At 72.0% G+C, this 20891-nt stretch carries 21 protein-coding genes and 1 riboswitch; of the genes, 14 read left to right on the forward strand and 7 right to left on the reverse strand.

What is annotated here, in order from left to right:
• A complete protein-coding gene (locus ABT324_RS07545) occupies positions 1 to 450 on the reverse strand; it encodes a YbaB/EbfC family nucleoid-associated protein (protein ID WP_351173240.1) in 450 nt (149 codons plus the stop codon).
• Positions 451 to 540: 90 nt separating this feature from the next.
• A complete protein-coding gene (locus ABT324_RS07550; protein ID WP_351173243.1) occupies positions 541 to 1341 on the reverse strand; it encodes a hypothetical protein in 801 nt (266 codons plus the stop codon).
• Between the two features lie 64 nt (positions 1342 to 1405).
• On the opposite strand from ABT324_RS07550, the gene ABT324_RS07555 reads away from it, so the two are divergent.
• Positions 1406 to 2374, forward strand: a complete 969-nt coding sequence (locus ABT324_RS07555) for a helix-turn-helix transcriptional regulator (RefSeq protein ID WP_351173245.1) — start codon at positions 1406 to 1408, stop codon at positions 2372 to 2374.
• Positions 2375 to 2414: 40 nt separating this feature from the next.
• Here the strand turns inward: ABT324_RS07555 and ABT324_RS07560 are convergent, their stop codons facing one another.
• Positions 2415 to 3332 (reverse strand): SDR family oxidoreductase, encoded by a 918-nt coding sequence (locus ABT324_RS07560; protein ID WP_351173248.1) that lies wholly within the window; start codon positions 3330 to 3332, stop codon positions 2415 to 2417.
• 510 nt (positions 3333 to 3842) lie between these two features.
• Between ABT324_RS07560 and ftsZ the strand changes: the two genes are divergently transcribed.
• The 12 genes from ftsZ (at position 3843) to ABT324_RS07620 (ending at position 16520) form a co-directional block, all read left to right on the forward strand.
• On the forward strand, positions 3843 to 5309 hold the full coding sequence (gene ftsZ, locus ABT324_RS07565) for a cell division protein FtsZ (RefSeq protein ID WP_351173251.1): 1467 nt from the start codon (positions 3843 to 3845) through the stop codon (positions 5307 to 5309).
• Between the two features lie 124 nt (positions 5310 to 5433).
• The gene (gene pgeF, locus ABT324_RS07570) at positions 5434 to 6138 is read left to right on the forward strand and encodes a peptidoglycan editing factor PgeF (protein ID WP_351173254.1); all 705 of its coding nucleotides are present in this window, start codon (positions 5434 to 5436) and stop codon (positions 6136 to 6138) included.
• Positions 6135 to 6869 (forward strand): YggS family pyridoxal phosphate-dependent enzyme, encoded by a 735-nt coding sequence (locus ABT324_RS07575; RefSeq protein WP_351173257.1) that lies wholly within the window; start codon positions 6135 to 6137, stop codon positions 6867 to 6869. Before pgeF ends, ABT324_RS07575 begins: the two co-directional genes overlap by 4 nt.
• A gap of 74 nt (positions 6870 to 6943) precedes the next feature.
• Positions 6944 to 7576 (forward strand): cell division protein SepF, encoded by a 633-nt coding sequence (locus tag ABT324_RS07580; protein WP_351173260.1) that lies wholly within the window; start codon positions 6944 to 6946, stop codon positions 7574 to 7576.
• Between the two features lie 19 nt (positions 7577 to 7595).
• Entirely contained in the window at positions 7596 to 7880 is a 285-nt protein-coding gene (locus tag ABT324_RS07585; protein WP_093160639.1) for a YggT family protein, read from the forward strand.
• 47 nt (positions 7881 to 7927) lie between these two features.
• Positions 7928 to 8761, forward strand: coding sequence for a DivIVA-like cell division protein Wag31 (wag31, locus tag ABT324_RS07590; protein WP_351173263.1), 834 nt, complete (start codon positions 7928 to 7930; stop codon positions 8759 to 8761).
• Between the two features lie 143 nt (positions 8762 to 8904).
• Positions 8905 to 9330, forward strand: coding sequence for a hypothetical protein (locus ABT324_RS07595; RefSeq protein ID WP_351173266.1), 426 nt, complete (start codon positions 8905 to 8907; stop codon positions 9328 to 9330).
• A 305-nt stretch (positions 9331 to 9635) separates the two neighbouring features.
• Positions 9636 to 12791 (forward strand): isoleucine--tRNA ligase, encoded by a 3156-nt coding sequence (ileS, locus tag ABT324_RS07600; RefSeq protein ID WP_351173269.1) that lies wholly within the window; start codon positions 9636 to 9638, stop codon positions 12789 to 12791.
• 127 nt (positions 12792 to 12918) lie between these two features.
• A riboswitch (SAM riboswitch) is annotated at positions 12919 to 13034 on the forward strand.
• A gap of 38 nt (positions 13035 to 13072) precedes the next feature.
• Positions 13073 to 14410 carry an aminotransferase class V-fold PLP-dependent enzyme gene (locus ABT324_RS07605; protein WP_351173272.1) on the forward strand — a complete coding sequence of 446 codons (1338 nt, stop codon included), beginning with the start codon at positions 13073 to 13075 and terminating at the stop codon, positions 14408 to 14410.
• Between the two features lie 181 nt (positions 14411 to 14591).
• A complete protein-coding gene (lspA, locus tag ABT324_RS07610; protein WP_502949707.1) occupies positions 14592 to 15254 on the forward strand; it encodes a signal peptidase II in 663 nt (220 codons plus the stop codon).
• A gap of 41 nt (positions 15255 to 15295) precedes the next feature.
• A complete protein-coding gene (locus ABT324_RS07615; RefSeq protein ID WP_351173315.1) occupies positions 15296 to 16180 on the forward strand; it encodes an RluA family pseudouridine synthase in 885 nt (294 codons plus the stop codon).
• A gap of 43 nt (positions 16181 to 16223) precedes the next feature.
• Positions 16224 to 16520, forward strand: a complete 297-nt coding sequence (locus ABT324_RS07620) for a hypothetical protein (protein WP_351173275.1) — start codon at positions 16224 to 16226, stop codon at positions 16518 to 16520.
• A gap of 53 nt (positions 16521 to 16573) precedes the next feature.
• On the opposite strand, the gene ABT324_RS07625 is transcribed toward ABT324_RS07620, so the two are convergent.
• From ABT324_RS07625 to ABT324_RS07640, 4 genes are all read right to left on the reverse strand, one after another.
• Complete coding sequence (locus tag ABT324_RS07625; protein WP_351173278.1) at positions 16574 to 17953, reverse strand: NAD(P)(+) transhydrogenase (Re/Si-specific) subunit beta; 1380 nt, start codon at positions 17951 to 17953, stop codon at positions 16574 to 16576.
• Positions 17950 to 18255 (reverse strand): NAD(P) transhydrogenase subunit alpha part 2, encoded by a 306-nt coding sequence (locus ABT324_RS07630; protein WP_351173281.1) that lies wholly within the window; start codon positions 18253 to 18255, stop codon positions 17950 to 17952. The genes ABT324_RS07625 and ABT324_RS07630 overlap by 4 nt, the downstream gene beginning before the upstream one ends.
• A gap of 44 nt (positions 18256 to 18299) precedes the next feature.
• Positions 18300 to 19445 (reverse strand): Re/Si-specific NAD(P)(+) transhydrogenase subunit alpha, encoded by a 1146-nt coding sequence (locus ABT324_RS07635; protein WP_351173284.1) that lies wholly within the window; start codon positions 19443 to 19445, stop codon positions 18300 to 18302.
• Positions 19446 to 19642: 197 nt separating this feature from the next.
• A complete protein-coding gene (locus tag ABT324_RS07640; RefSeq protein ID WP_351173287.1) occupies positions 19643 to 20590 on the reverse strand; it encodes an Lrp/AsnC family transcriptional regulator in 948 nt (315 codons plus the stop codon).
• 197 nt (positions 20591 to 20787) lie between these two features.
• Here ABT324_RS07640 and ABT324_RS07645 point away from each other — a divergent pair.
• The coding region (locus ABT324_RS07645; protein ID WP_502949710.1) for a PHP domain-containing protein at positions 20788 to 20891 on the forward strand (104 nt) is incomplete at its 3' end.

Below are 20891 nucleotides of genomic sequence, written 5' to 3' on the forward strand. Positions count from 1 at the left end.
TCAGCGCATGAAGGACTGGTTGCCCCAGTCCTCGTCGTCGTCGGCCGGCGGCGCGGAGGGCGCAGAGGGCTCGGTGGTCTCGGCGGCCGGGAAGCGGGATTCGTACTGGGCGATGATGTTCAGCGCGGGCGCGTCCTCGCCCGGCACCGTGCTCTGCACCAGTTCGGTCACCTCGGAGCGCAGCTGCGCCTGGGCTTGCCGGAGGCAGGACATGAGGAGCTCGGAGACGCGGGCCGGGTCCATGCCGCGGGCCTGCTCGTTGAGCTTGAGTTCGGTGGGCACCCCGTTGGAGTCCACGGTCACCGCGACCGCCCCGTCCGGGGAGGTGGCCCGCGCGGTGGTGGCGTTGAGCCGGTCCTGCAGCTCGTTGTACTGCTGGGCGCGCTGCTCCAAGCCCTGCGCCCACTTCTCCAGCTCTTCCGCCGCCTTCAGCGGATCCTGGCTGATCATGCTCTTCCTCCGGGGTGTCAGTGCTCGGCGTCGAGTTTGGGTGGGTGACTGGCCCGCTGAGTTCCACTCGTGGGCGAATTGAGTTGCACGTCACATTGGTGTGGTTCGTCGCCAGCGCCCGACCCGCCGCTCCAGCAGGGCCACCACCAGGGCGGCTTCGTGCACCGGCACCATCCGCTCACCGGTCACCGTGGTCAGCACGACCGCGGGACCGGCGGGCGCGTGCAGCACGGTGCCGTCGGGCAGCGAGAGCCACGGTTGCGGTGTCGGCAGGGTGATCGGGCGCGCCCCGCGCAGCTGCTGGAACGGCACCGACACGTCGACCTGCGGGCCGCCCTTGGCGCGGTGCCGCCGCGCCGTCCACCCCACCCGGTCCACGTCGATGAGCAGGCTGGCGCTGACCAGGTCCGGCCCGTCGAGCGCGAAGCGCGCGGCCAAGCGCAGCCGCACGGGCACCGAACCGAGCTCGGGCACCAGCGGTTGCAGCATCGTGCGGTGGCCGCGGGAGGCCAGGACGCAGCTCACCACGACCAGCACCAAGCCAAGGCCGAGCAGCGCACCGGCGAGCCCGGTGCCAGCCAGGCCGAACGACGGGATCAGCCCGACCAGGACGGTCGCGCCCCCGGCGAGGAACGCGACCTTCAGCGCGTTCGACGGGTCGCTGCTACCGCTGTGCACCAGCCAGCCGGTCTGGACCGCGACCAGGACCAGCGCCCCGGCGGCGGGGAGCAGGGCCCACGGCCCGCTGCCGCCCGCCATCGCGATCGCGGCCATCGCCGCGCAGCAGCCGGTGACCAGCAGCGGGACCACGGTGAGGGCGAGGAGCAGCAGCAGGCGGCCGCGTCGCCACCGCGGGGCCAGCTGGGATCCGGGAGGTGCGGTGACTGACACGCGCTGAACCTTCGCAGACCGGGGCGAACCGAATCAAACAGGGAACGCTCGATATCCTCGCGAGGTGCGGGCGTCGCGGTTGGTCTCGTTGCTGTCCCTGCTCCAGGCGCGGGGGTCGATGACCGGCCCGGAACTCGCCCGCGAGCTGGAGGTCTCCGAGCGCACGGTGGCCCGGGACGTGCTGGCGCTGGCCGAGGCCGGGGTGCCGGTCTACGCCGAGCGCGGGCGGGCTGGCGGGTACCGGCTGCTCGGCGGCTACCGGTCGAAGCTCACCGGGCTGCACCAGGCCGAGGCCGAAGCCCTGTTCCTGTTCGGGGTCCCCACCGCGGCGGCCGAGATGGGTCTGGGGGAGGCGGTGGCAGCGGCCCGGCGCAAGGCCTCGGCGGCCCTGCCGCCACCGTTCCGGGACGCACCGGAGCGCGTCGGGCAGCGCTTCCACCTCGACGCGCCGCGCTGGTTCCGCGAGGCCGAAACCCCGGCGGGACTGGCCGAGCTGAGCCGCGCGGTGTGGTCCGACCTCAAGGTCACGGCGTGCTACGGGCGCGACGGGCGGGAGGTGCGGCGCGAGCTCGAACCGCACGGCCTCGTGCTCAAGGCCGGTGTCTGGTACCTGATCGCGCGCCGCGAGCAGCGGTTCCTGACCTACCGGGTGGACCGCTTCCGCGCCGTCGAGGTGCTCGGCGAACCGTTCGACCGGGCCGCCGACTTCGACCTCGCGGCGTTCTGGGAGGAGAAGTCCGAGGAGTTCGCCCGGTCCCTGCTGCGCGAGACCGTCGAGATCCGGGTCAGCCCGTCCGGCCTGCGCAAGCTGCACTCGGTCGCGGATCCCGCGGGGGCGCAGGCGGCCGAAGCGGCGGCGGGCGAACCGGACGCCGCCGGTTGGGTCAGCACCCGGCTCCCGGTCGAGTCCCTCGACATCGCCTACGACCAGCTCCTCGGCCTGGGCCCCGAGCTGGAAGTCCTCGCGCCGCCGGAGCTCCGCGCCCGCTTCGCCCGCGCCGCCCGCCGCGCCACCGAGCTCTACGAGTCGTGAGCGGCGATGGTGGTGGGAACGACCACCGCCGCTCACGACCTCACCGGTAGTCCGCCGGGTCCCCCGGGTTCCCGGGCCACTCGACCTCCTGGATGTAGCGCCAGGCGTCCGGCTGCGAGCCGTCGACGTCGGTGAAGCCGTAGACCTTCGCCAGGTACCCGCTGGACAGCGACTGCGTATTCCACCGCGCCACGCCCGGGTCCGCGGCCAGGGCGACCACCGCGCGACCGGTGAAGGCGGGTGACTCCGAGATCCCGAAGCCCTCCGGCGCGGTGGTGGACTCCCGCCAGTTCTCCTCGGAGACGCCGAAGTGGTCGAGCATCATCTCCGACCGCAGCCACCCCGGGGTCAGCGACACCGCGGTGCCGCCGAACTCCCGCAGCTCCTCGCCCTCCGCGCGCGCCAACCGGTGCATGGCCGTCTTCGCGACGTCGAAGAACGCCCCGCAGTCGCTCCGGTAGTACTGCTCGTGCACCTCGGCGGTGCCGTCGGTGAGCTCCACGACCAGCCCACCCGGCCGCTTGCTCAGCAGCTGCAGCGCGAAGTGCGCGGTGATCATGTGCGCCTCGACGCCGACCCGCAACCGCTGCAGGCCCATGTCCAGGTCGTGCTCCCAGAGCCGCTTGCCCCAGTGGATCAGGTGCTCCCCGCCGAGGTCGTTGACCAGGACGTCCAACCGCCCCTGCTCCGCCTCGATCCGCCGCACCAGGTCGCGCACCTGGTCGGGCTCGGTGTGGTCGACCCGCACCGGGATGCCGGTGCCGCCCGCCGCGGTCACCAGCTCGGCAGTGTCCTCAATGGTCTCCGGCCGGTCGTAGTCCGAGCGCTGCTGCCGGGTGCTGCGGCCGGTCCCGTACACCGTCGCGCCGGCCGCCCCCAGCTCCACGGCGATGCCGCGCCCCGCGCCCCGGGTGGCCCCGGCGACCAGCGCGACCTTGCCGTGCAGTTGTCCTGTCATGCCTGGATTTCCTCCTGGTGCTCCGTTGGTCGAGGTCCGACGGTGCCAGCGAATCCGGACACCTCCGGTCGGGATTCGCGCGGCGCGTCCGGGTGTCCCGCGCCCGCTGGCGGTGAAATCGCCGTGCGCACCGCTGCCTGCCTCGACCGGGTGAGGCGGTGGCCAGGTACGGTGTCGGTGGTGATCGCGTCCGCGACGTGACCACCACAAGGGGAGGAACGAACTGGGCTCGCTGCGACTCCGCCGGCGGACCCGCTGGGCAACGACGGAACCGGTCGAGACGGAAAGCGACGAGGTGCACGGCGCAACACACCTGGCACGGATCCCGGCGTGGCTGCTGGACTCGACGTCACCGCCCCGCCTACGGTCCGGATCAGGCACGGGATCGGCCGCACCGGACGAGCCCGCGCCGTGGCGACCAGGGGGACCGGAATCGGCGGCGACCGGCCAGCGACCATCCCGGCGGTCGACGCAGAGAGCACTCCAGCCACGATCAGGAAGGCGGATCCGATGACGCCCCCGCACAACTACCTCGCGGTGATCAAGGTCGTCGGCATCGGTGGCGGCGGCGTCAATGCCGTGAACCGCATGATCGAGGTCGGGCTCAAGGGCGTCGAGTTCATCGCGGTGAACACCGACGCGCAGGCCCTGCTGATGTCCGATGCCGACGTCAAGCTCGACATCGGCCGCGAGCTCACCCGCGGTCTCGGAGCAGGCGCCGCGCCGGAGGTCGGCCACAAGGCCGCCGAGGACCACAAGGAAGAGATCGAAGAGGTCCTCAAGGGCGCCGACATGGTGTTCGTGACCGCCGGTGAGGGTGGTGGCACCGGCACCGGTGGTGCGCCCGTCGTCGCGTCGATCGCGCGCAAGCTCGGCGCGCTGACCATCGGTGTGGTCACCCGGCCGTTCACCTTCGAGGGCAAGCGCCGCGCGGCCCAGGCGGAGCAGGGCATCAAGGAGCTCCGCGACTGCTGCGACACGCTGATCGTCATCCCGAACGACCGGCTGCTGCAGCTGGGCGACATCGGGGTGAGCCTGATGGACGCCTTCCGCTCCGCCGACGAGGTGCTGCTCTCCGGTGTCCAGGGCATCACCGACCTGATCACCACCCCGGGTCTGATCAACCTCGACTTCGCCGACGTCAAGAGCGTCATGTCCGGTGCGGGCAGCGCGCTGATGGGCATCGGTTCGGCCAGCGGCGAGGGCAGAGCCGTGCAGGCCGCGCAGAAGGCGATCAACTCGCCGCTGCTGGAGGCGTCCATGGAGGGCGCGCACGGCGTCCTGCTGGCCATAGCGGGTGGTTCCGACCTCGGGTTGTTCGAGATCAACGAGTCGGCGTCGCTGGTCCAGGAGTCCGCGCACCCCGAGGCCAACATCATCTTCGGCACGGTCATCGACGACTCGCTCGGCGACGAGGTGCGGGTGACGGTGATCGCCGCCGGGTTCGACTCCGGCACCCCGACGCACAAGAAGCTCGAACCGACCAAGGTCGGCGGCCGCACCGAGGACGCCGAACCCGCGGCGAGCACCGAGAAGCAGGCCCAGCCGCAGGTGGTGGAGTCCCGGGCCGAACCGGCGCAGTCGGCCCCGGCCCCGGCACCGACCCCGCAGGCGGAACAGCCGGTCACCGCGGAGCCGCCGCAGCAGCCCGCGCAGCCGACCACCCCGCCCGCGCAGCCGCCGCAGGCCCCGCAGCAGGCGACCCAGCCCGCGCAGCCGGAGCCCCCGGCGCAGCCGGAACCGGAGCCGGTGCGGCAGCGGCCGGACATGGGTCAGCGGTCCGGGCTGTTCGGAAGCGACGGTTCCGCGGCCGGTCAGCCGGGCGTCTCGGTGCCCACCACCCCGCGGGCGGGCGGCTACCCGGCGCACGGCGGCACCTCGACGCGGCCGACCGGCGGCCTGGGCAACCGCGGTGCCGTGCCGGTCAACGACGACACCGACGACGACGTCGACATACCGCCGTTCATGCGCCGCTGAAGCCCGAACCGGGCGGAGCACGCCTGGGGTGGCGGCGCATGGGCGAGAATCGACACCGGGAGCACCACCGCTCCCGGTGTCGCTTCATGTTCAGGGAGGCTGAGCTGCAGTGCGGATCCGGCGCGTGATCACCACGCGGGAGGGCGGGAGTTCCCGCCCGCCGTTCGACTCGTTCAACCTCGGGGGCCGCGTCGGCGACGACCCGGCCGCGCTGGCCGCGAACCAGCGCAAGCTGGCCGACGGCATCGGCCTGCCCGAGGAACGCCTGGTGTGGATGGAGCAGATCCACGGCCGCACCGCGACGATCGTCGACGGCCCGCAGCCCGAACCGGTCGAGGCCACCGACGCGCTGGTGACCGCGCAACCGAACCTGGCGCTGGCCGCGCTGACCGCGGACTGCGTGCCGGTGCTGCTCGGCGACCCGGGGACCGGCGTGGTCTCGGCGGTGCACGCCGGGCGGGTCGGGGCGCGTGTGGGGGTCGTCGTGGCGGCGCTCAAGGCGATGCAGCAGGCGGGCGCCCGGCTCGACCGCGTCGAGGCGCTGCTGGGACCGGCCGCCTGTGGCGAGTGCTACGAGGTGCCCGCCGACATGCAGGCCGACGTGGAGCAGCACCTGCCCGGCAGCGCGTGCAGGACGCGCAAGGGCACCCCGGGGCTGGACCTGCGCGCCGGGCTCTGGGAGCAGCTGGCCGCCGCGGGCATCGCCAAGATCGGGGTGGACCCGCGCTGCACGATGGAATCGCCAGAGCTGTACAGCCACCGCCGCGACAACGGGCGAACCGGCCGGTTCGCCGCGGTGGTCTGGGCCGAACCGGAGGACGCCGAGTGAACGAGGAGCTGCGCCGGGCCGAACTGGCGGAATCGCTGCGCGAGGTGCGCGAGCGGGTGGACCGGGCGTGCCGGGCCGCTGGGCGCGAGCCCGGCGAGGTCGAGCTGCTGGCGGTGACCAAGACCTTCCCGGCCTCGGACGTCGCGCTGCTGGCCGACCTGGGGTTGACCGAGTTCGCGGAGAACCGGGAGCAGGAGGCACGCGGCAAGGTCGCCGAGTTCGCCGAGCTCCGGCCGTCGGCGGAGGCGCGCTGGCACATGGTCGGGCAGCTGCAGCGGAACAAGGCGCGCTCGGTGGCCCGTTGGGCCGACGTGGTCGAGTCGGTGGACAGCGAGCGGCTCGTCGAGGCGCTGCGGCGGGCGGCGGCGAACGCGCTCGACGCGGGTGACCGAACACACCCCCTGGACGTGTTGGTGCAGGTCAGCCTGGACGAGTCGGAGGGTCGCGGGGGTTGTCGGCCCGACGAGGTGGCCGCGCTGGCCGATATGATCACGCTGACGGGTGATCTTCGATTGCGCGGTGTGATGGCAGTCGCCCCCCTGGGTGGCGACCCCGATGTGGCCTTTGACACACTTTCCAAGATCTCCGAGCGGTTACGAGGAGATCACCCCGAAGCTGTCGAGGTGTCGGCGGGGATGTCCGGCGACCTGGAGAGTGCCGTTGCCCACGGCTCGACCCGGGTGCGTGTCGGAACCGCGTTGCTCGGTGGGCGGCGGTTAACCTCGCCGTAGCCGCAGGACAGAGGGGGTCGAGGGTCGGCCTCCTCGTGCTTGGTGGTAGGAGTCGCAAGAGGAAGGGCATGCCGATGAGCGCTTTGCACAAGTTGAAGGCCTACTTCGGCATGGTTCCGGCCGACGAGGTCGACGACTACGACGACGAGGTCGGCTACCGCGACCGGTACGCCGACTCCGACCGCGACACCTACGACGGACCCGCCGAGCGGGCCCCGCGGCGCCGGGTCGGCACCCGCGGGGGGTACCAGGCGGAAGCCGACGCGGAGCCGGACTTCGTCGAGGACTACCGGGAACCACCGGCACCGCGCCCACGTCGGCAGTGGGCGGCGGACACCCCGGTGCGCAGCAGTGCACTGCCCACCGACCAGCCGCGCGAGAACGTCTCGCGGCTGCGGGCGGTCACCGACACCGGCACCCAGTTCAACTTGAGCAAGATCACAACGCTGCACCCGCGCAGCTACAGCGAGGCCCGCACGATCGGCGAGCAGTACCGGGACGGCACGCCGGTGATCATGAACCTGACCGAGATGGAGGAGGCCGACGCCAAGCGCCTGGTCGACTTCGCCGCTGGTCTGGCGTTCGCGCTGCGGGGCTCGATCGAGAAGGTCACCAACCGCGTGTTCTTGCTCTCACCGCCCAACGTGGACGTCGCGGCGGAGGACAAGAGGCGGCTCGCCGAGGGTGCCTTTTTCAACTACGGGTGAGTGGTGGCACAGTTGAAGCGTGAACCCGGTGCAGATCGTCCTGTTCTACGTTCTGTTCTTCTTCTGGCTCCTGCTCACGGCCCGTATCGTGATCGAACTCGTTCGAGTGTTCGCGCGCGATTGGCGGCCCGTCGGGGGGGTTGCAATCGCGTTGGAGAGCATCTACACAGTGACCGACCCACCCGTAAAGTTGGTGCGTCGGGTGATTCCGACGGTCCGGATCGGCGGCGTCGGACTGGACCTATCGATTATGGTGCTGCTGCTGGTCGTGTTCATACTGATGCGACTGGTGCAGCCCGGGTGACGGGGAACCCGGGCTACCCGCAGCCGAGGAGTGCGTGAGGTGATCTTGTGGGCCTGACCCCCGCCGACGTGCATAACGTCGCGTTCAGCAAACCTCCGATCGGTAAGCGGGGCTACAACGAGGACGAGGTGGACGCATTCCTCGACCTGGTTGAAGCCGAGCTTGCCCGGCTGGTGGAGGAGAACAACGATCTGCGCAGCCAGGTCGAGCAGCTGGAGTCCCAGCTGCAGACCGCGCAGGTCGACTTGGAGGACGCCCGCAGCCAGGCGGCGTCCGCTTCCTCGACCCCGGCCGCCCCGACGGAGGAACCGCGCCGGCTCACCCCGGTCCCGGCGCCGACCGCTGCCGAGCAGACCTCGCCCGGCGGCGACCACCACGTGCAGGCCGCCAAGGTGCTGGGCCTCGCGCAGGAGATGGCCGACCGGCTGACCGGTGAGGCCAAGGCCGAGGCCGACGGCATGCTCGCCGAGGCCCGGACGAAATCCGAGCAGCTGCTCTCGGAAGCGCGCTCGAAGTCCGACAGCATGGTCAACGAGTCCCGGACCCGGGCCGAGACGATGCTCAACGACGCCCGCACCCGGGCCGAGACGTTGGAGCGGCAGGCCCGCGAGAAGGCCGCCAACCTGGAGCGCGACGCGCAGCGCAAGCACGCCGAAGTGATGGGCAACATCACGTCGGAGAAGAACGCCCTCGAGAAGAAGATCGAAACCCTGCGCACGTTCGAGCGCGAGTACCGCACTCGACTGCAGACCTACCTGGAGTCGCAGCTGCGCGAACTGCAGGACCGGGGGTCGGCGGCGCCCGCCGAGAGCAGTGGCAGCCGCTCGTCCGGTCAGCAGGCCAGCTACAGCTTCGGAGCGCGGGCAGCCGAAGCTGGCTGACCACCCGTGCTGACTCGCGCTCGGTGGAACCGGTGACGCGGGCGATCGGGATCGAGGAATCGCTGTGAGCCAGCGGCGGCGGGTGGCGCGCCCGTCGCCGCTGGCGCGCGTCGGGACCCGTACCGCGAGGGGTGTGAGGTCACGTGCTGTTGGTCGTGCTGCTGCTGGTCCTGCTCGCGGCGGGTGTGCTGGTCGCCGCCGTCGTGGGCGGCGACGCCGAGCTGGCGTGGCTGTCGGTGCTGGCCAGCGTGGTCGCGGTCGGCCTGCTGGTGGCGGACCGGGTGCGGCGGCGCCGGGAGGCGGTTAAGCGCGACGCGGCCGAGCCGCCGTTCGCCGACATCGGCGAGGAACCGGCGGAGGAGCGCAGCAACGCGGCCGAGGCGGCGCGGCCGGACGCGCAGGTGCTGGTGATCGACGAGCGCCCGCGCTACCACGTCCGCACCTGCGAGTGGATCGGCTCGCGCAAGACGGTCAAGCTGAGCCTGCGGGAGGCGCGGGAGCTGGGCTTCACGCCCTGCGCCCTGTGCGCGCCGAACGCCACCATCGCCGCCGAGGTCCGGCCGTCCTGAGCCGGTCGGGCGGAGTCGGTGAAAACTGGTGGCGGTGGCCCGGTACGCTGGAACGACCAGGCGACGATCCGGCCATCACCGGGGAGCCTCCGGAAGAACGGGTGCCCGCAGCACCTCAGTAGAACCGGACGGGTCCAGCCCGTCACAGCTGGCAACGAGGGGTCGTCGGCGTCCGCCGGCGGCAAGCGGGGTGGTACCGCGGATCTCGTGCGGAGCACGCGCACGAGGTGTCGTCCCCGCGTGGGCACCGAGGTCTCGGTGACCGTGCGGCGGCAACGACACACACCGCGAGGAGCGCATCCGCGATGTCATATCCCAAGGTTCAGTTCGGCGACGCCGGTGAGCGCGGCGTGGCTGCCCAGCCCGCGTTCCCGGAGATCGAGCGCCAGGTGCTGGATTTCTGGGCGAGCGACGACACCTTCCGGGCCTCGGTGCAGGCCCGCGAGGCCGGGACCGACGGCGCCAACGAGTTCGTCTTCTACGACGGCCCGCCGTTCGCCAACGGCCTGCCGCACTACGGGCACCTGCTGACCGGCTACGTCAAGGACGTGGTGCCGCGCTACCAGACGATGCGCGGCCGCCGGGTGGAGCGCCGGTTCGGCTGGGACTGCCACGGCCTGCCCGCCGAGGTGGAGGCGGAGAAGCAGCTCGGCATCACCTCGAAGTCCGAGATCGAGGGCATGGGCGTGGCCGCGTTCAACGACGCGTGCCGCACCTCGGTGCTGCGCTACACCGCGGACTGGGAGGACTACGTCACCCGGCAGGCGCGGTGGGTGGACTTCGCCAACGACTACAAGACGCTCGACCTGGACTACATGGAAAGCGTCATGTGGGCGTTCAAGGCCCTGTGGGACAAGGGCCTGGTCTACGAGGGCTTTCGGGTGCTCTGGTACTGCTGGCGCTGCGAGACGCCGCTGTCCAACACCGAGACCCGCATGGACGACGTGTACCGCCAGCGCCAGGACCCGGCGGTGACGGTCGGGCTGCGGCTCACCGCCCCGGGCAAGGCCTTCGACGGCGCGCTGGCCCTGGTCTGGACGACCACCCCGTGGACCCTGCCGTCCAACCTCGCCGCAGCGGTGCACCCCGAGGTGGACTACGTGCTCGTCGCGCCGGGCAACAGCACCGAGCGCTACGTGCTCGCCGAGGCCCGGTTGGGCGCCTACGCGCGGGAGCTCGGCGAGGACGTCGCCGACCACGTTGTCGAGCGATTCAAGGGATCCGACCTGCTGGGCAGCCGGTACCAACCGCCGTTCGACTTCTTCGTGGGCCGCGAGAACGCCCACCAGGTGCTCGCCGCCGACTACGTCACCACCGACGACGGCACCGGGATCGTGCACATCGCACCGGCCTTCGGTGAGGAGGACAAGCTCGTCACCGACGCCGCCGACATCGAGCCAGTGGTGCCGGTCGACGCGCACGGCAAGTTCACCGCGGAGGTGCCGCCGTACGAGGGCCTGCAGGTCTTCGAGGCGAACAAGCAGATCGCCCGCGACCTCAAGGACGCGGGCCTGCTGCTGCGGCACGAGACCTACGACCACCCGTACCCGCACTGCTGGCGCTGCGACAACGCGCTGATCCAGCGGGCGGTGTCGTCCTGGTTCGTGGCGGTCAGCAAGTTCAAGGACCGGATGGTCGAGCTCAACCAGCAGATCAACTGGGTGCCGGGGCACATCCGGGACGGCCAGTTCGGCAAGTGGCTGGAGAACGCCCGCGACTGGAACATCTCCCGCAACCGGTACTGGGGTTCGCCGATCCCGGTGTGGGTCTCCGACGACCCGAACCACCCGCGCACCGACGTCTACGGCTCGCTGGACGAGCTGGAGCGCGACTTCGGGGTACGGCCGAAGGACCTGCACCGCCCGGAGATCGACGAGCTCACCCGGCCCAACCCGGACGACCCGACCGGCAGGTCCACCATGCGCCGAGTGCCGGAGGTGCTGGACTGCTGGTTCGAGTCCGGCTCGATGCCGTTCGCGCAGGTGCACTACCCGTTCGACAACGCCGGGTGGTTCGAGCACCACTACCCGGGTGACTTCATCGTCGAGTACAACGGCCAGACCCGCGGCTGGTTCTACACGCTGCACGTGCTGGCCACCGCGCTGTTCGACCGGCCCGCGTTCAAGAACGTGGTGGCGCACGGCATCGTGCTGGGCCACGACGGGCTGAAGATGTCGAAGTCCAAGCGCAACTACCCGGACGTCAACGAGGTCTTCGACCGCGACGGCTCGGACGCGATGCGCTGGTTCCTGATGGCCAGCCCGATCCTGCGCGGCGGCGACCTGGTGGTCACCGAGCAGGGCATCCGGGAGGCGGTGCGCCAGGCGGTGCTGCCGTTGTGGAACTCCTGGTACTTCCTGGCGCTGTACGCCAACGCCGAGGGCGTCACCGGTGAGTCCAGGGTGGACAGTCAGCACGTGCTGGACCGCTACGTGCTGGCCAAGACCCACGAGCTGGTCGGCGACGTGCAGGCCGCGCTGGACTCGCTCGACCTGGCCGGGGCGTGCGGCACCGTCCGGGACTTCCTGGAGGTGCTGACCAACTGGTACGTGCGGCGCTCCCGCGACCGCTTCTGGGCCGGTGACCGCGACGCCATCGACACCCTGCACACCGTGCTGGAGGTGACCTGCCGGGTGATGGCGCCGATGCTGCCGCTGACCGCGGAGGCGGTGTGGCGCGGGCTGACCGGGGGCCGCTCGGTGCACCTGGCCGACTGGCCGCTGGTCGACGAGCTGCCCGCGGACGCGGCGCTGGTGAGCGCGATGGACCAGGTCCGCCAGGTGTGCTCGACGGCCTCGAAGTTGCGCAAGGCCAACAACCTGCGGGTGCGGTTGCCGCTGGCCAAGCTGGTGGTGGCCACCGCGGAGGCGGAGGCGCTGCGGCCCTTCGCCGAGCTGATCCGCGACGAGGTCAACGTCAAGGAGCTGGAGCTGACCACCGACGTGGCCGCGCACGGCCACTTCGAGATCGCGGTGAACGCGCGGGCGGCCGGTCCGCGGCTGGGCCGCGACGTGCAGAAGGTGATCAAGGCGGTCAAGGCGGGCGAGTGGAGCCGCACGCCGGGCGGTGCGGTCGTCGCGGCCGGGATCGAGCTGCAGGAGGGCGAGTTCACCGAGCGGCTGGTGTCCACCGACTCCGGTGCGGCTTCGCCGCTGCCCGGCGACCTGGGGCTGGTCGTGCTGGACACCGAGGTGACCCCGGAGCTGGCCGCCGAGGGCGTGGCCCGCGACGTGGTCCGCGTCGTCCAGCAGGCGCGCAAGGACGCGGGCTTCGAGGTCTCCGACCGGATCACGGTGACCGTCTCGGCGCCCGAGGAGGTGCTGTCGGCGGTGACTGCGCACCGCGAGTTCATCGCGGCCGAAACCCTCGCCGACGCGGTCGAACCCGGTTCCGCGGTCGGCGGTTCCACCGGCACGGTCGGGGACGGCACCGAGGTCGAGGTTTCGGTCGCCCGGGTCTGATCCCCGACGTGGGCGGGCACCTCGCGCGTGAGGTGCCCGCCCACGTTGCTGTGACGCAGACCTCTCCCACGCTTCGGGAAGAGGTGTTGCTCGCGGTGCGGGCCCTTTCCTAATCTCCTGTTCCGAAGGTCATGAGTGCCAGCGCCAAGCCCCGGCTCGCTGGCCGGCAACCCTCCAACCGCGGTGGGGTGCCCCGGGTGAGGACCTGGCCGGTCGCGCAGGGCGACCCGGCAAGCGCGGACCCCTCAGGACGGGTCCGATGAGGCCCTGGGAGGGGCATCATGACGTCTGCCGTCGTCACCATTCCGACGCAGTCCACTGCTGACCACCGCGTGCCCGCCGTGGTCGGGAACGCGCTGCGGGTCCCGCTGGTCACCGGGGGCAGCGCCACTTACGCCAACCTCGACCACGGCGCCAGCGCGCCCTGCCTGGAGAGCGTCCGGACGGCTGTTGACCAGCTGCTGCCGTGGTACGCGAGCGTGCACCGCGGCGCGGGTTTCGCCTCGCAGGTGTGCACGCGGGTCTACGAGGGGGCGCGGGACGTCCTGCGCGAGTTCGTCGGGGCCCGCCGAACCGACTCGGTGATCTTCACCCGCAACACCACCGACGCGCTGAACCTGCTGGCCAGGGCCCTGCCACGCAGCACTTCCGTCGTCGTCTTCGACACCGAGCACCACGCCGCGCTGCTCCCCTGGGGCGGCCCGCGGGTGCGGCGGATCGAGGCCCCGGGAACCCCGGCCGAGGTGGTCGCCGCGCTGGACGCGGCGCTGGCGGAGTGCCCGGAGGGGCCGCGGCTGGCGGTGATCACCGGGGCTTCCAACGTCACCGGCGAGCTGTGGCCGGTCGCTGAGCTCGCCCGGGTCGCCCGCCGCCGCGGTGCGCGGACCGTGCTGGACGCCGCGCAGCTCGCCCCGCACCGCCCGGTGCGGATCGCCGAGCTCGACATCGACTACGTCGCCATCTCCGGGCACAAGCTCTACGCGCCGTTCGGTGCGGGCGCGCTGGTCGGGCGCGCCGACTGGCTCAACGCCGCGGACCCGTACCTGGCCGGAGGCGGTGCGACCCGGCAGGTGCACGAGCGCGCGGTGAGCTGGACCAGCGGAGCGGAGCGGCACGAGGCGGGATCGCCGAACACGGTCGGCGTGCACGCCCTGGCCAAGGCTTGCGCGGAGCTGTCGGCGAACTGGTCGGACGTCGTGGCGCACGAGGAGGCGCTGCTGGGCCGGTTGCGCGCCGGGTTGCGCGAGGTGCCGGGGTTGCGCGAGCTCCGGCTGTTCGGGCCCGACCACGAGCGGGTCGGCGTGGTGAGCTTCACCGTCGACGGCCAGGACCCCGGACTGCTCGCCGCCGCGCTCTCCGCCGAGTACGGCATCGGCGTCCGCGACGGGCTGTTCTGCGCGCACCTGGCCACTCGGCGGTTGCTGTCCCGCGCTGGGGCGGACGCGGACCGCGCGGTGCGCGTCAGCATCGGCCTGGGCACCACGGCCGAGCACGTCGACCGGCTGGTGGGCGCCCTCCGCGAGCTGGTCGCCAACGGCCCGACCTGGCGCTACGAACAGGTCGACGGCCGCTGGACCCCGGTCGACGACTTGCGCCCCCTCCCGGACTTCCTCCCCTGACCACTCCCACCCCGCGGCTCCTCCCGGGTTGGGTGGGCGTGGTCCCGGTGCGGCGTCGAGTCGCAGTTTCAATTGAAACTGCGATTCGGGCCCCTGGCGGACCGCAGTTTCAATTGAAACTGCGGGGCGGGGCAGTGGGACTGCCGGAACCCGGTCGGTGCGGTTCAGGGACAATGGGGGTGTGAGCAGCGACCAGTCCACACCCAGGCAGTCATCCCCGGAGTCGGCCGACCCCGGGGAAGCCGTCGAGCAGGCGCCCGAGACCCCGGCCGAGACCGCCGGGACGTCCAGCGGAGCGCCCGGTGAGCGACCGCGCACACCGCGCAAGCTGCTGGCGCTGCTGTTCGGGGTGGCGTTGGTCGGGCTCGGGCTCGACATCCTCACCAAGGTCCTCGTGGTCGCCGAGCTGGAGGGCGAGCCGCCGGTGGAGGTGCTCGGCGGACTGCTCTACCTCGACGTGCTGCGCAACCCGGGCGCGGCGTTCTCCCTGGCCACCGGCCTGACCTGGCTGCTGGCGCTGCTGGCCATCGCGGTGGTCGGCGTGATCATCTGGCTGGCCCCGAAGCTGCGCTCGCCGGGCTGGGCGATCGGCCTCGGCCTGGTGCTCGGCGGCGCGTGCGGCAACCTGGTGGACCGCATCTTCCGCGCGCCCGGCCCGCTGCAGGGCCACGTGGTCGACTTCCTGTCGCTGCTCGCCCCCGGTGGCGCGGTGTGGCCGGTGTTCAACATCGCCGACAGCTGCATCGTCGTCGGCGGCGTGCTGGTCGTGCTGCTGTCGTTGATGGGCCGTGACTACGACGGCACCGTGCACCGGAAGAAGAAGGCGGCGGGGAACGAGTCGTGAGCGATCTTCGAACTCTGCCGGTGCCCGAGGGGCTGGACGGCATGCGGGTCGACGCGGGCCTGTCGAAGCTGCTGGGGCTGTCCCGCAACGCGGTGGCCACCCTCGCCGAGTCCGGTGACGTGCTGCTCGACGGCAACCCCGCGGGCAAGTCCGACCGGCTGGTGGCCGGTTCGTGGCTGGAGGTGTCCCTGCCCGCCGCGCAGCAGCCGCTGCAGGTCGTCGCCGTGCCGGTGGAGGGGCTGGAGATCCTCCACCAGGACGACGACATCGTGGTGGTGGACAAGCCGATCGGCGTCGCGGTGCACCCGAGCCCCGGTTGGGAGGGCCCGACGGTGGTCGGCGGGCTGGCCGCCGCCGGGGTGCGCATCGCGACCACCGGCGCCGCCGAGCGGCAGGGCGTCGTGCACCGGCTCGACGCGGGCACCACCGGGGTGATGGTGGTCGCCAAGAGCGAGCACGCCTACTCGGTGCTCAAGCGGGCGTTCAAGGAGCGCACCGTGGACAAGCGCTACCACGCGGTGGTGCAGGGGCACCCCGACCCCAGCCGCGGCACCATCGACGCGCCGATCGACCGGCATCCCCGCCACGACTACAAGTTCGCGGTGGTCACCGGCGGCAAGCCGAGCATCACGCACTACGAGACGGTGGAGGCGTTCCGCGCCGCCTCGCTGGTGGACGTGAAGCTGGAAACCGGTCGCACGCACCAGATCCGAGTGCACTTCTCAGCGATCAAGCACCCGTGCGTCGGCGACCTGACCTACGGTGCGGACCCGGTCCTGGCGCGAAAGCTGGCCATCACCAGACAGTGGCTGCACGCCCGGAGCTTGTCCTTCGAACACCCCTCGGGCGGCTGGGTGACCTTCGAGAGCCAGTACCCGGACGACCTGCAGCACGCGCTCGACGAGCTCCGCGACCAGGACCGCTGAACCAGGTACCGTTGCTGCACGACCTACCCGTGGAGGGGGCTTGATGGCACAGTCGGGAACGTTCGGGGGCTCGGATGCGCCGACACCGCCCACCGGCATGCCGGTGATCGACCCCGGGGCTGACGCGGAGACCCCGCCCAGCGGGTTCACCAACCTCGGCGACGTGATCAGCGCGGAGGACGTGGGGTCGGCCGCGCCCTCGGTCCTCGGCGCCCCGGAGCCCACCCCCTCGTCGGGTGAGGCGGGGGACTGGCCGAAGCTGGAGTACCGCAGCCGGAACAAGCCGGAGCGCCCCAAGCGCTCCAGCCCGCTGGACTTCTTCCGGAAGAAGGAAGGCTGAGCCCCGTCGCCGGGCGCGACTTCCCGTGAGATCGCGCAGGGGAGTCGCGGCGGTCAGAGGGCTTTGAGCTCTTCGACGATCTCCCGGACCGAGGACTTGGCGTCGCCGAAGAGCATCGCCGTCTTCGGGTCGGTGTAGAGGGCGTTGTCCACTCCGGCGAAGCCCGCGCGCATCGAGCGCTTGAGCACGACCACCGTCCGGGCCTGGTCGACGTTGAGGATCGGCATGCCGTAGATCGGCGAGCTCGGGTCGCTGCGCGCCGCCGGGTTGGTGACGTCGTTGGCGCCGATCACCAGCGCCACGTCGGTGCGGGCGAACTCGTCGTTGATCTCGTCCATCTCCTTGAGCTGCTCGTAGGGCACGTCGGCCTCCGCGAGCAGCACGTTCATGTGCCCGGGCATCCGCCCGGCCACGGGGTGGACCGCGTAGGCCACGCCGACGCCGCGGTCCACCAGCAGCTTCGCCATGTCCTGCACCGCGTGCTGGGCCTGCGCGACCGCCATCCCGTAGCCGGGCACCACGATCACCTGCCCCGCGTAGGCCAGCTGGATGGCCACGTCCGCGGCGCTGACCGAGCGCACCGGGCCACCGCTGGTCACCGGGGCGGACGCGGCGGTGCCGCCGAAGCCGCCGGCGATGATCGACGGGATGGAGCGGTTCATCGCCTTGGCCATCTGGTCGGTCAGGATCGAACCGGAGGCGCCCACGAGCATCCCGGCGACGATCATCGCCGTGTTGCTCAGCGCGAGACCGGCCGCCGCGGCGGACAACCCGGTGAAGGCGTTGAGCAGCGACACCACCACCGGCATGTCCGCACCGCCGATCGGCAGCACCACCGCGATCCCACCCAGCCCGGCCAGCACCAGCACCGCCACCAGCAGCAGTTCGACGTCGCTGCCCAGCCCGACCGCCACGGCGCACGCCACCGCGCCGACCAGCAGCAGCACGTTCAGCGGCAGCTGCAGGCGGCCGACCGTGATCGGGCGGCCGGGGACGAGCTCCTGCAGCTTGCCGAAGGCCACCAGCGAACCCCAGAACGAGATCGAGCCGATGATCGCGGCGAACATCGTGGCCACCGGCACGTGCAGCGGCGCGCCCTGGAACCCGGGGTCCTCCCGGAACTCGACCCAGGCGGTGAGCGCCACCGCGCCGCCGCCGACGCCGTTGAACAGCGCCACCATCTGCGGCATCGCGGTCATCTTCACCTGCCGCGCGGCCGGGACGCCGATCACCGTGCCGACCACCAGGCCGAGCGCGATCAGCCCCCAGTTGCCGAGACCGGGGGTGAGCAGCGTGGCGATGACCGCGACCGCCATGCCCGCGGCGGCGATCGCGTTGCCGCGCACCGCGGTCCGCGGCCCGGTCAGGCCCATCAAGCCGTAGATGAACAGCGCGAACGCCAGGATGTAGAGGACCGACCGCAGCGTGATCACTTCTCGGCGTCCTTCCGCGCGGGTTCCGGCTTGCCCTTGAACATGCCCAGCATCCGGTCGGTGACCAGGAACCCGCCGACCACGTTGATGGTGCCGAAGATGATGGCCACCAAGGCCAGCAGCTGCGACCCGAGGTCGTCCACACCGGACCCGAGCACCAGCACCCCGCCCAGCAGCACGATGCCGTGGATCGCGTTGGTGCCGGACATCAGCGGGGTGTGCAGCGTGTTCGGCACCTTGGAGATCACCGCGAAGCCGACGAAACCGGCCAGCACCAGGATCGCGAGGTCAGCCAGGAACATCGCCCCTCCTCCCGGGACGGGGTGAGGGGGCGCCCGTGCCCCGGTCAGGTCACGGGTGCCCCCTCACCTGGGTCTGTGCGGGTGGCGCAGGCGGCGGCCAGGACCTCGTCGGAGAAGTCCGGGGCGGGGCGGCCGTCGACCAGCACCAGCTCCAGCAGGGCTTGGACGTTGCGGGCGTAGAGCTCGCTGGCGTGCTCCGGCATGGTGGCCGGGAGGTCCAGCGGGGCGGCGATGGTGACCTCGTCCGCCACCACCGTCCGGCCCGGCTGGCTGAGCTCGCAGTTTCCGCCCGCCGATCCGGCCAGGTCGACGATCACGCTGCCCGGCCGCATCCGGCGCACCGCGTCGGCGGGGACGAGCCGCGGCGCCGGGCGCCCGGGGACCAGGGCGGTGGTGATCACCACGTCGAAACCGCTGATCGCCGCGCTCAGCCGCTGGGTCTGCTCGGCGCGCTCGTCCTCGGTCAGCTCGCGCGCGTAGCCGCCCTCGCCGACCGCCGAGATGCCCAGGTCCAGCCACTTCGCCCCAACCGAGCGCACCTGGTCGGCGACCTCGGGGCGCACGTCGTAGCCGGTGGTGCGGGCCCCGAGCCGCTTGGCCGTGGCCAGCGCCTGCAGCCCGGCCACCCCGACACCGAGCACCAGCACCGAGGCGGGTTTCACGGTGCCCGCCGCGGTGGTCAGCATCGGGAAGAAGCGGGTGCACTCGGTGGCCGCGAGCAGCACCGCGCGGTACCCGGCCACGTTGGCCTGGGAGGACAGCGCGTCCATCGACTGGGCGCGGGAAATGCGCGGCACCGACTCCAGCGCGAACCCGGTCACCCCGGCCTCGCGCAGCCGCACCGCCACGTCCGGGTCGGTCAGCGGGGCGAGGAAACCGATCAGCGTCGACCCGCGGCGCAGCTTGGCGACCTCCGCCGCGCTCGGCGGGTTGACCTTCACCACCACGTCGGCCGACCACGGGTCGCCGAGGTGCGCCCCGGCCTTGGTGAAGGCGTCGTCGGGGATGAGCGCGGCCTGCCCGGCGCCGGGCTCGACGACCACCTGGAGGCCCTGCGCGCACAGCCGCTCGACCACGCCGGGGACCAGCGCGACCCGGCGCTCACCCGGCACCGACTCGCGCGGGACACCGACGCTGGTGGGCTGCCCCGCCGCCCCGCGACCTCCAGCGGTGGTGGCACCCGGAACCACGCTCGGGCTTCGAGGTGCCTCGTGGCTGGGTTGCATCACGGTCCCTTGAGGTGCGGTTGAGCAGCGCTCCGGTCGACACGAGGGGGTGTCATGACTCCAGATGTCCACAACGCGGCTCGAACCGCAAGGGCACACGCCCGCAGATCACCAGGACAGACGTACGGGCGGGGGGCGATCCCAGTAATAACAGCCAGTGGTCACAGGTCGGTGATGTCCCAGAGCAGGGTGCGCTGGGTGTCGCCGGGGCGGGGCGTCCAGCGCACCGCCGTCAGCTCGGTGGACTCCGGCAGCACGTAGACGGTGTGCCCGCCCGCCGTCTCGCCCGGCGGGACGCCGATGCGGTGTGGGGGCCGGGAGGACAGCGAGACCGGGGACTTCGCGATCGCCGAGCCGTCCTTGGCGATCAGCTCCAGGTACAGGTCGGGCAGCGAGGTGAAGGGCGTCTGGCCGCGGTTGGTCAGCTCGGTGTGCACCACCACGGCGCGCTCGCCGTCCTTGAGCTCGTAGCCCGCCGCGGTGAACAGGAAGTCGGCCGGGTCGACCACCTCGACCAGCAGGATCGTGATCCGCTCGCCCTCCAGGCCGTCCACGTCGAGCTTGCTGCCGACCTTGCCGGTGCGCGCCTGCGGCTGCGGGGCCTGCGGCGCGGGCTGGTCACCGCGCGCCCACGCGGCCGAGCCCGGCGGACCCCAGACGTTCATCGGGTCCTGCGGGGCGGCTTGCTGCTGCTGCGGGAACGAGGTCGGCGGCGGGCCGGTCGGGACGAACCGCTGCGGCCCGCTCGGACCGCCGTAGTTGGGCGCGGCATAACCGCCGGTCTGGCCCGGGTAGCCGCCGGGCGGCGGGTAGGAGCCGGAGTGCTGCGGGACCTGGTGCGCGCCGCTGGGGCCGGCCACCGGGTAGGGGCCGCTGGCCATGTTCTGCGCGGCCCAGTGCTGCGCCGCGGCGACGGCGTTGCGGATGGCCTGCGCATCGCACTCGACGCCGACGATCAGCGGGAGACCGGTGGTGGAGAGGGCAGCGAGGCGCGCGGCGACGTCGCGCACGTCCATGCCGAGCCGACCGGCGATCTCGGGGACCGCCGCTCGGCCCATCTCGGCGACGACGCTCAGCAGTCGCACGTCCACGGGATCAGGGCCAGCCACGTCGTGCCACGCTACCCGCTCCGCGGTTCCCGCGCGCAAACGGCACGGTGTTTCCGCCCGCGGGCGCGCGGGCGCGCAGCCGCGCACCTCGCGTCGCGGCGGGAACCGCGCGCAACGCCGGGGGAATCGGCGATCACGTCGGGTGCGCGAGTTAGGCTGGCAATCTCCCCGAAGCCGTCGCGAAGGAGGACTTTCCCGTGCCTGTTGACCCCTTCGTCCACCTGCATGTGCACACGGAGTATTCGATGCTTGACGGTGCGGCGAAGGTGGGGGCGTTGTTCGCCGAGGCGCAGCGGTTGGG

The organism is Saccharopolyspora sp. NPDC000359 (genome assembly GCF_040300525.1).
Lineage (GTDB): Bacteria > Actinomycetota > Actinomycetes > Mycobacteriales > Pseudonocardiaceae > Saccharopolyspora.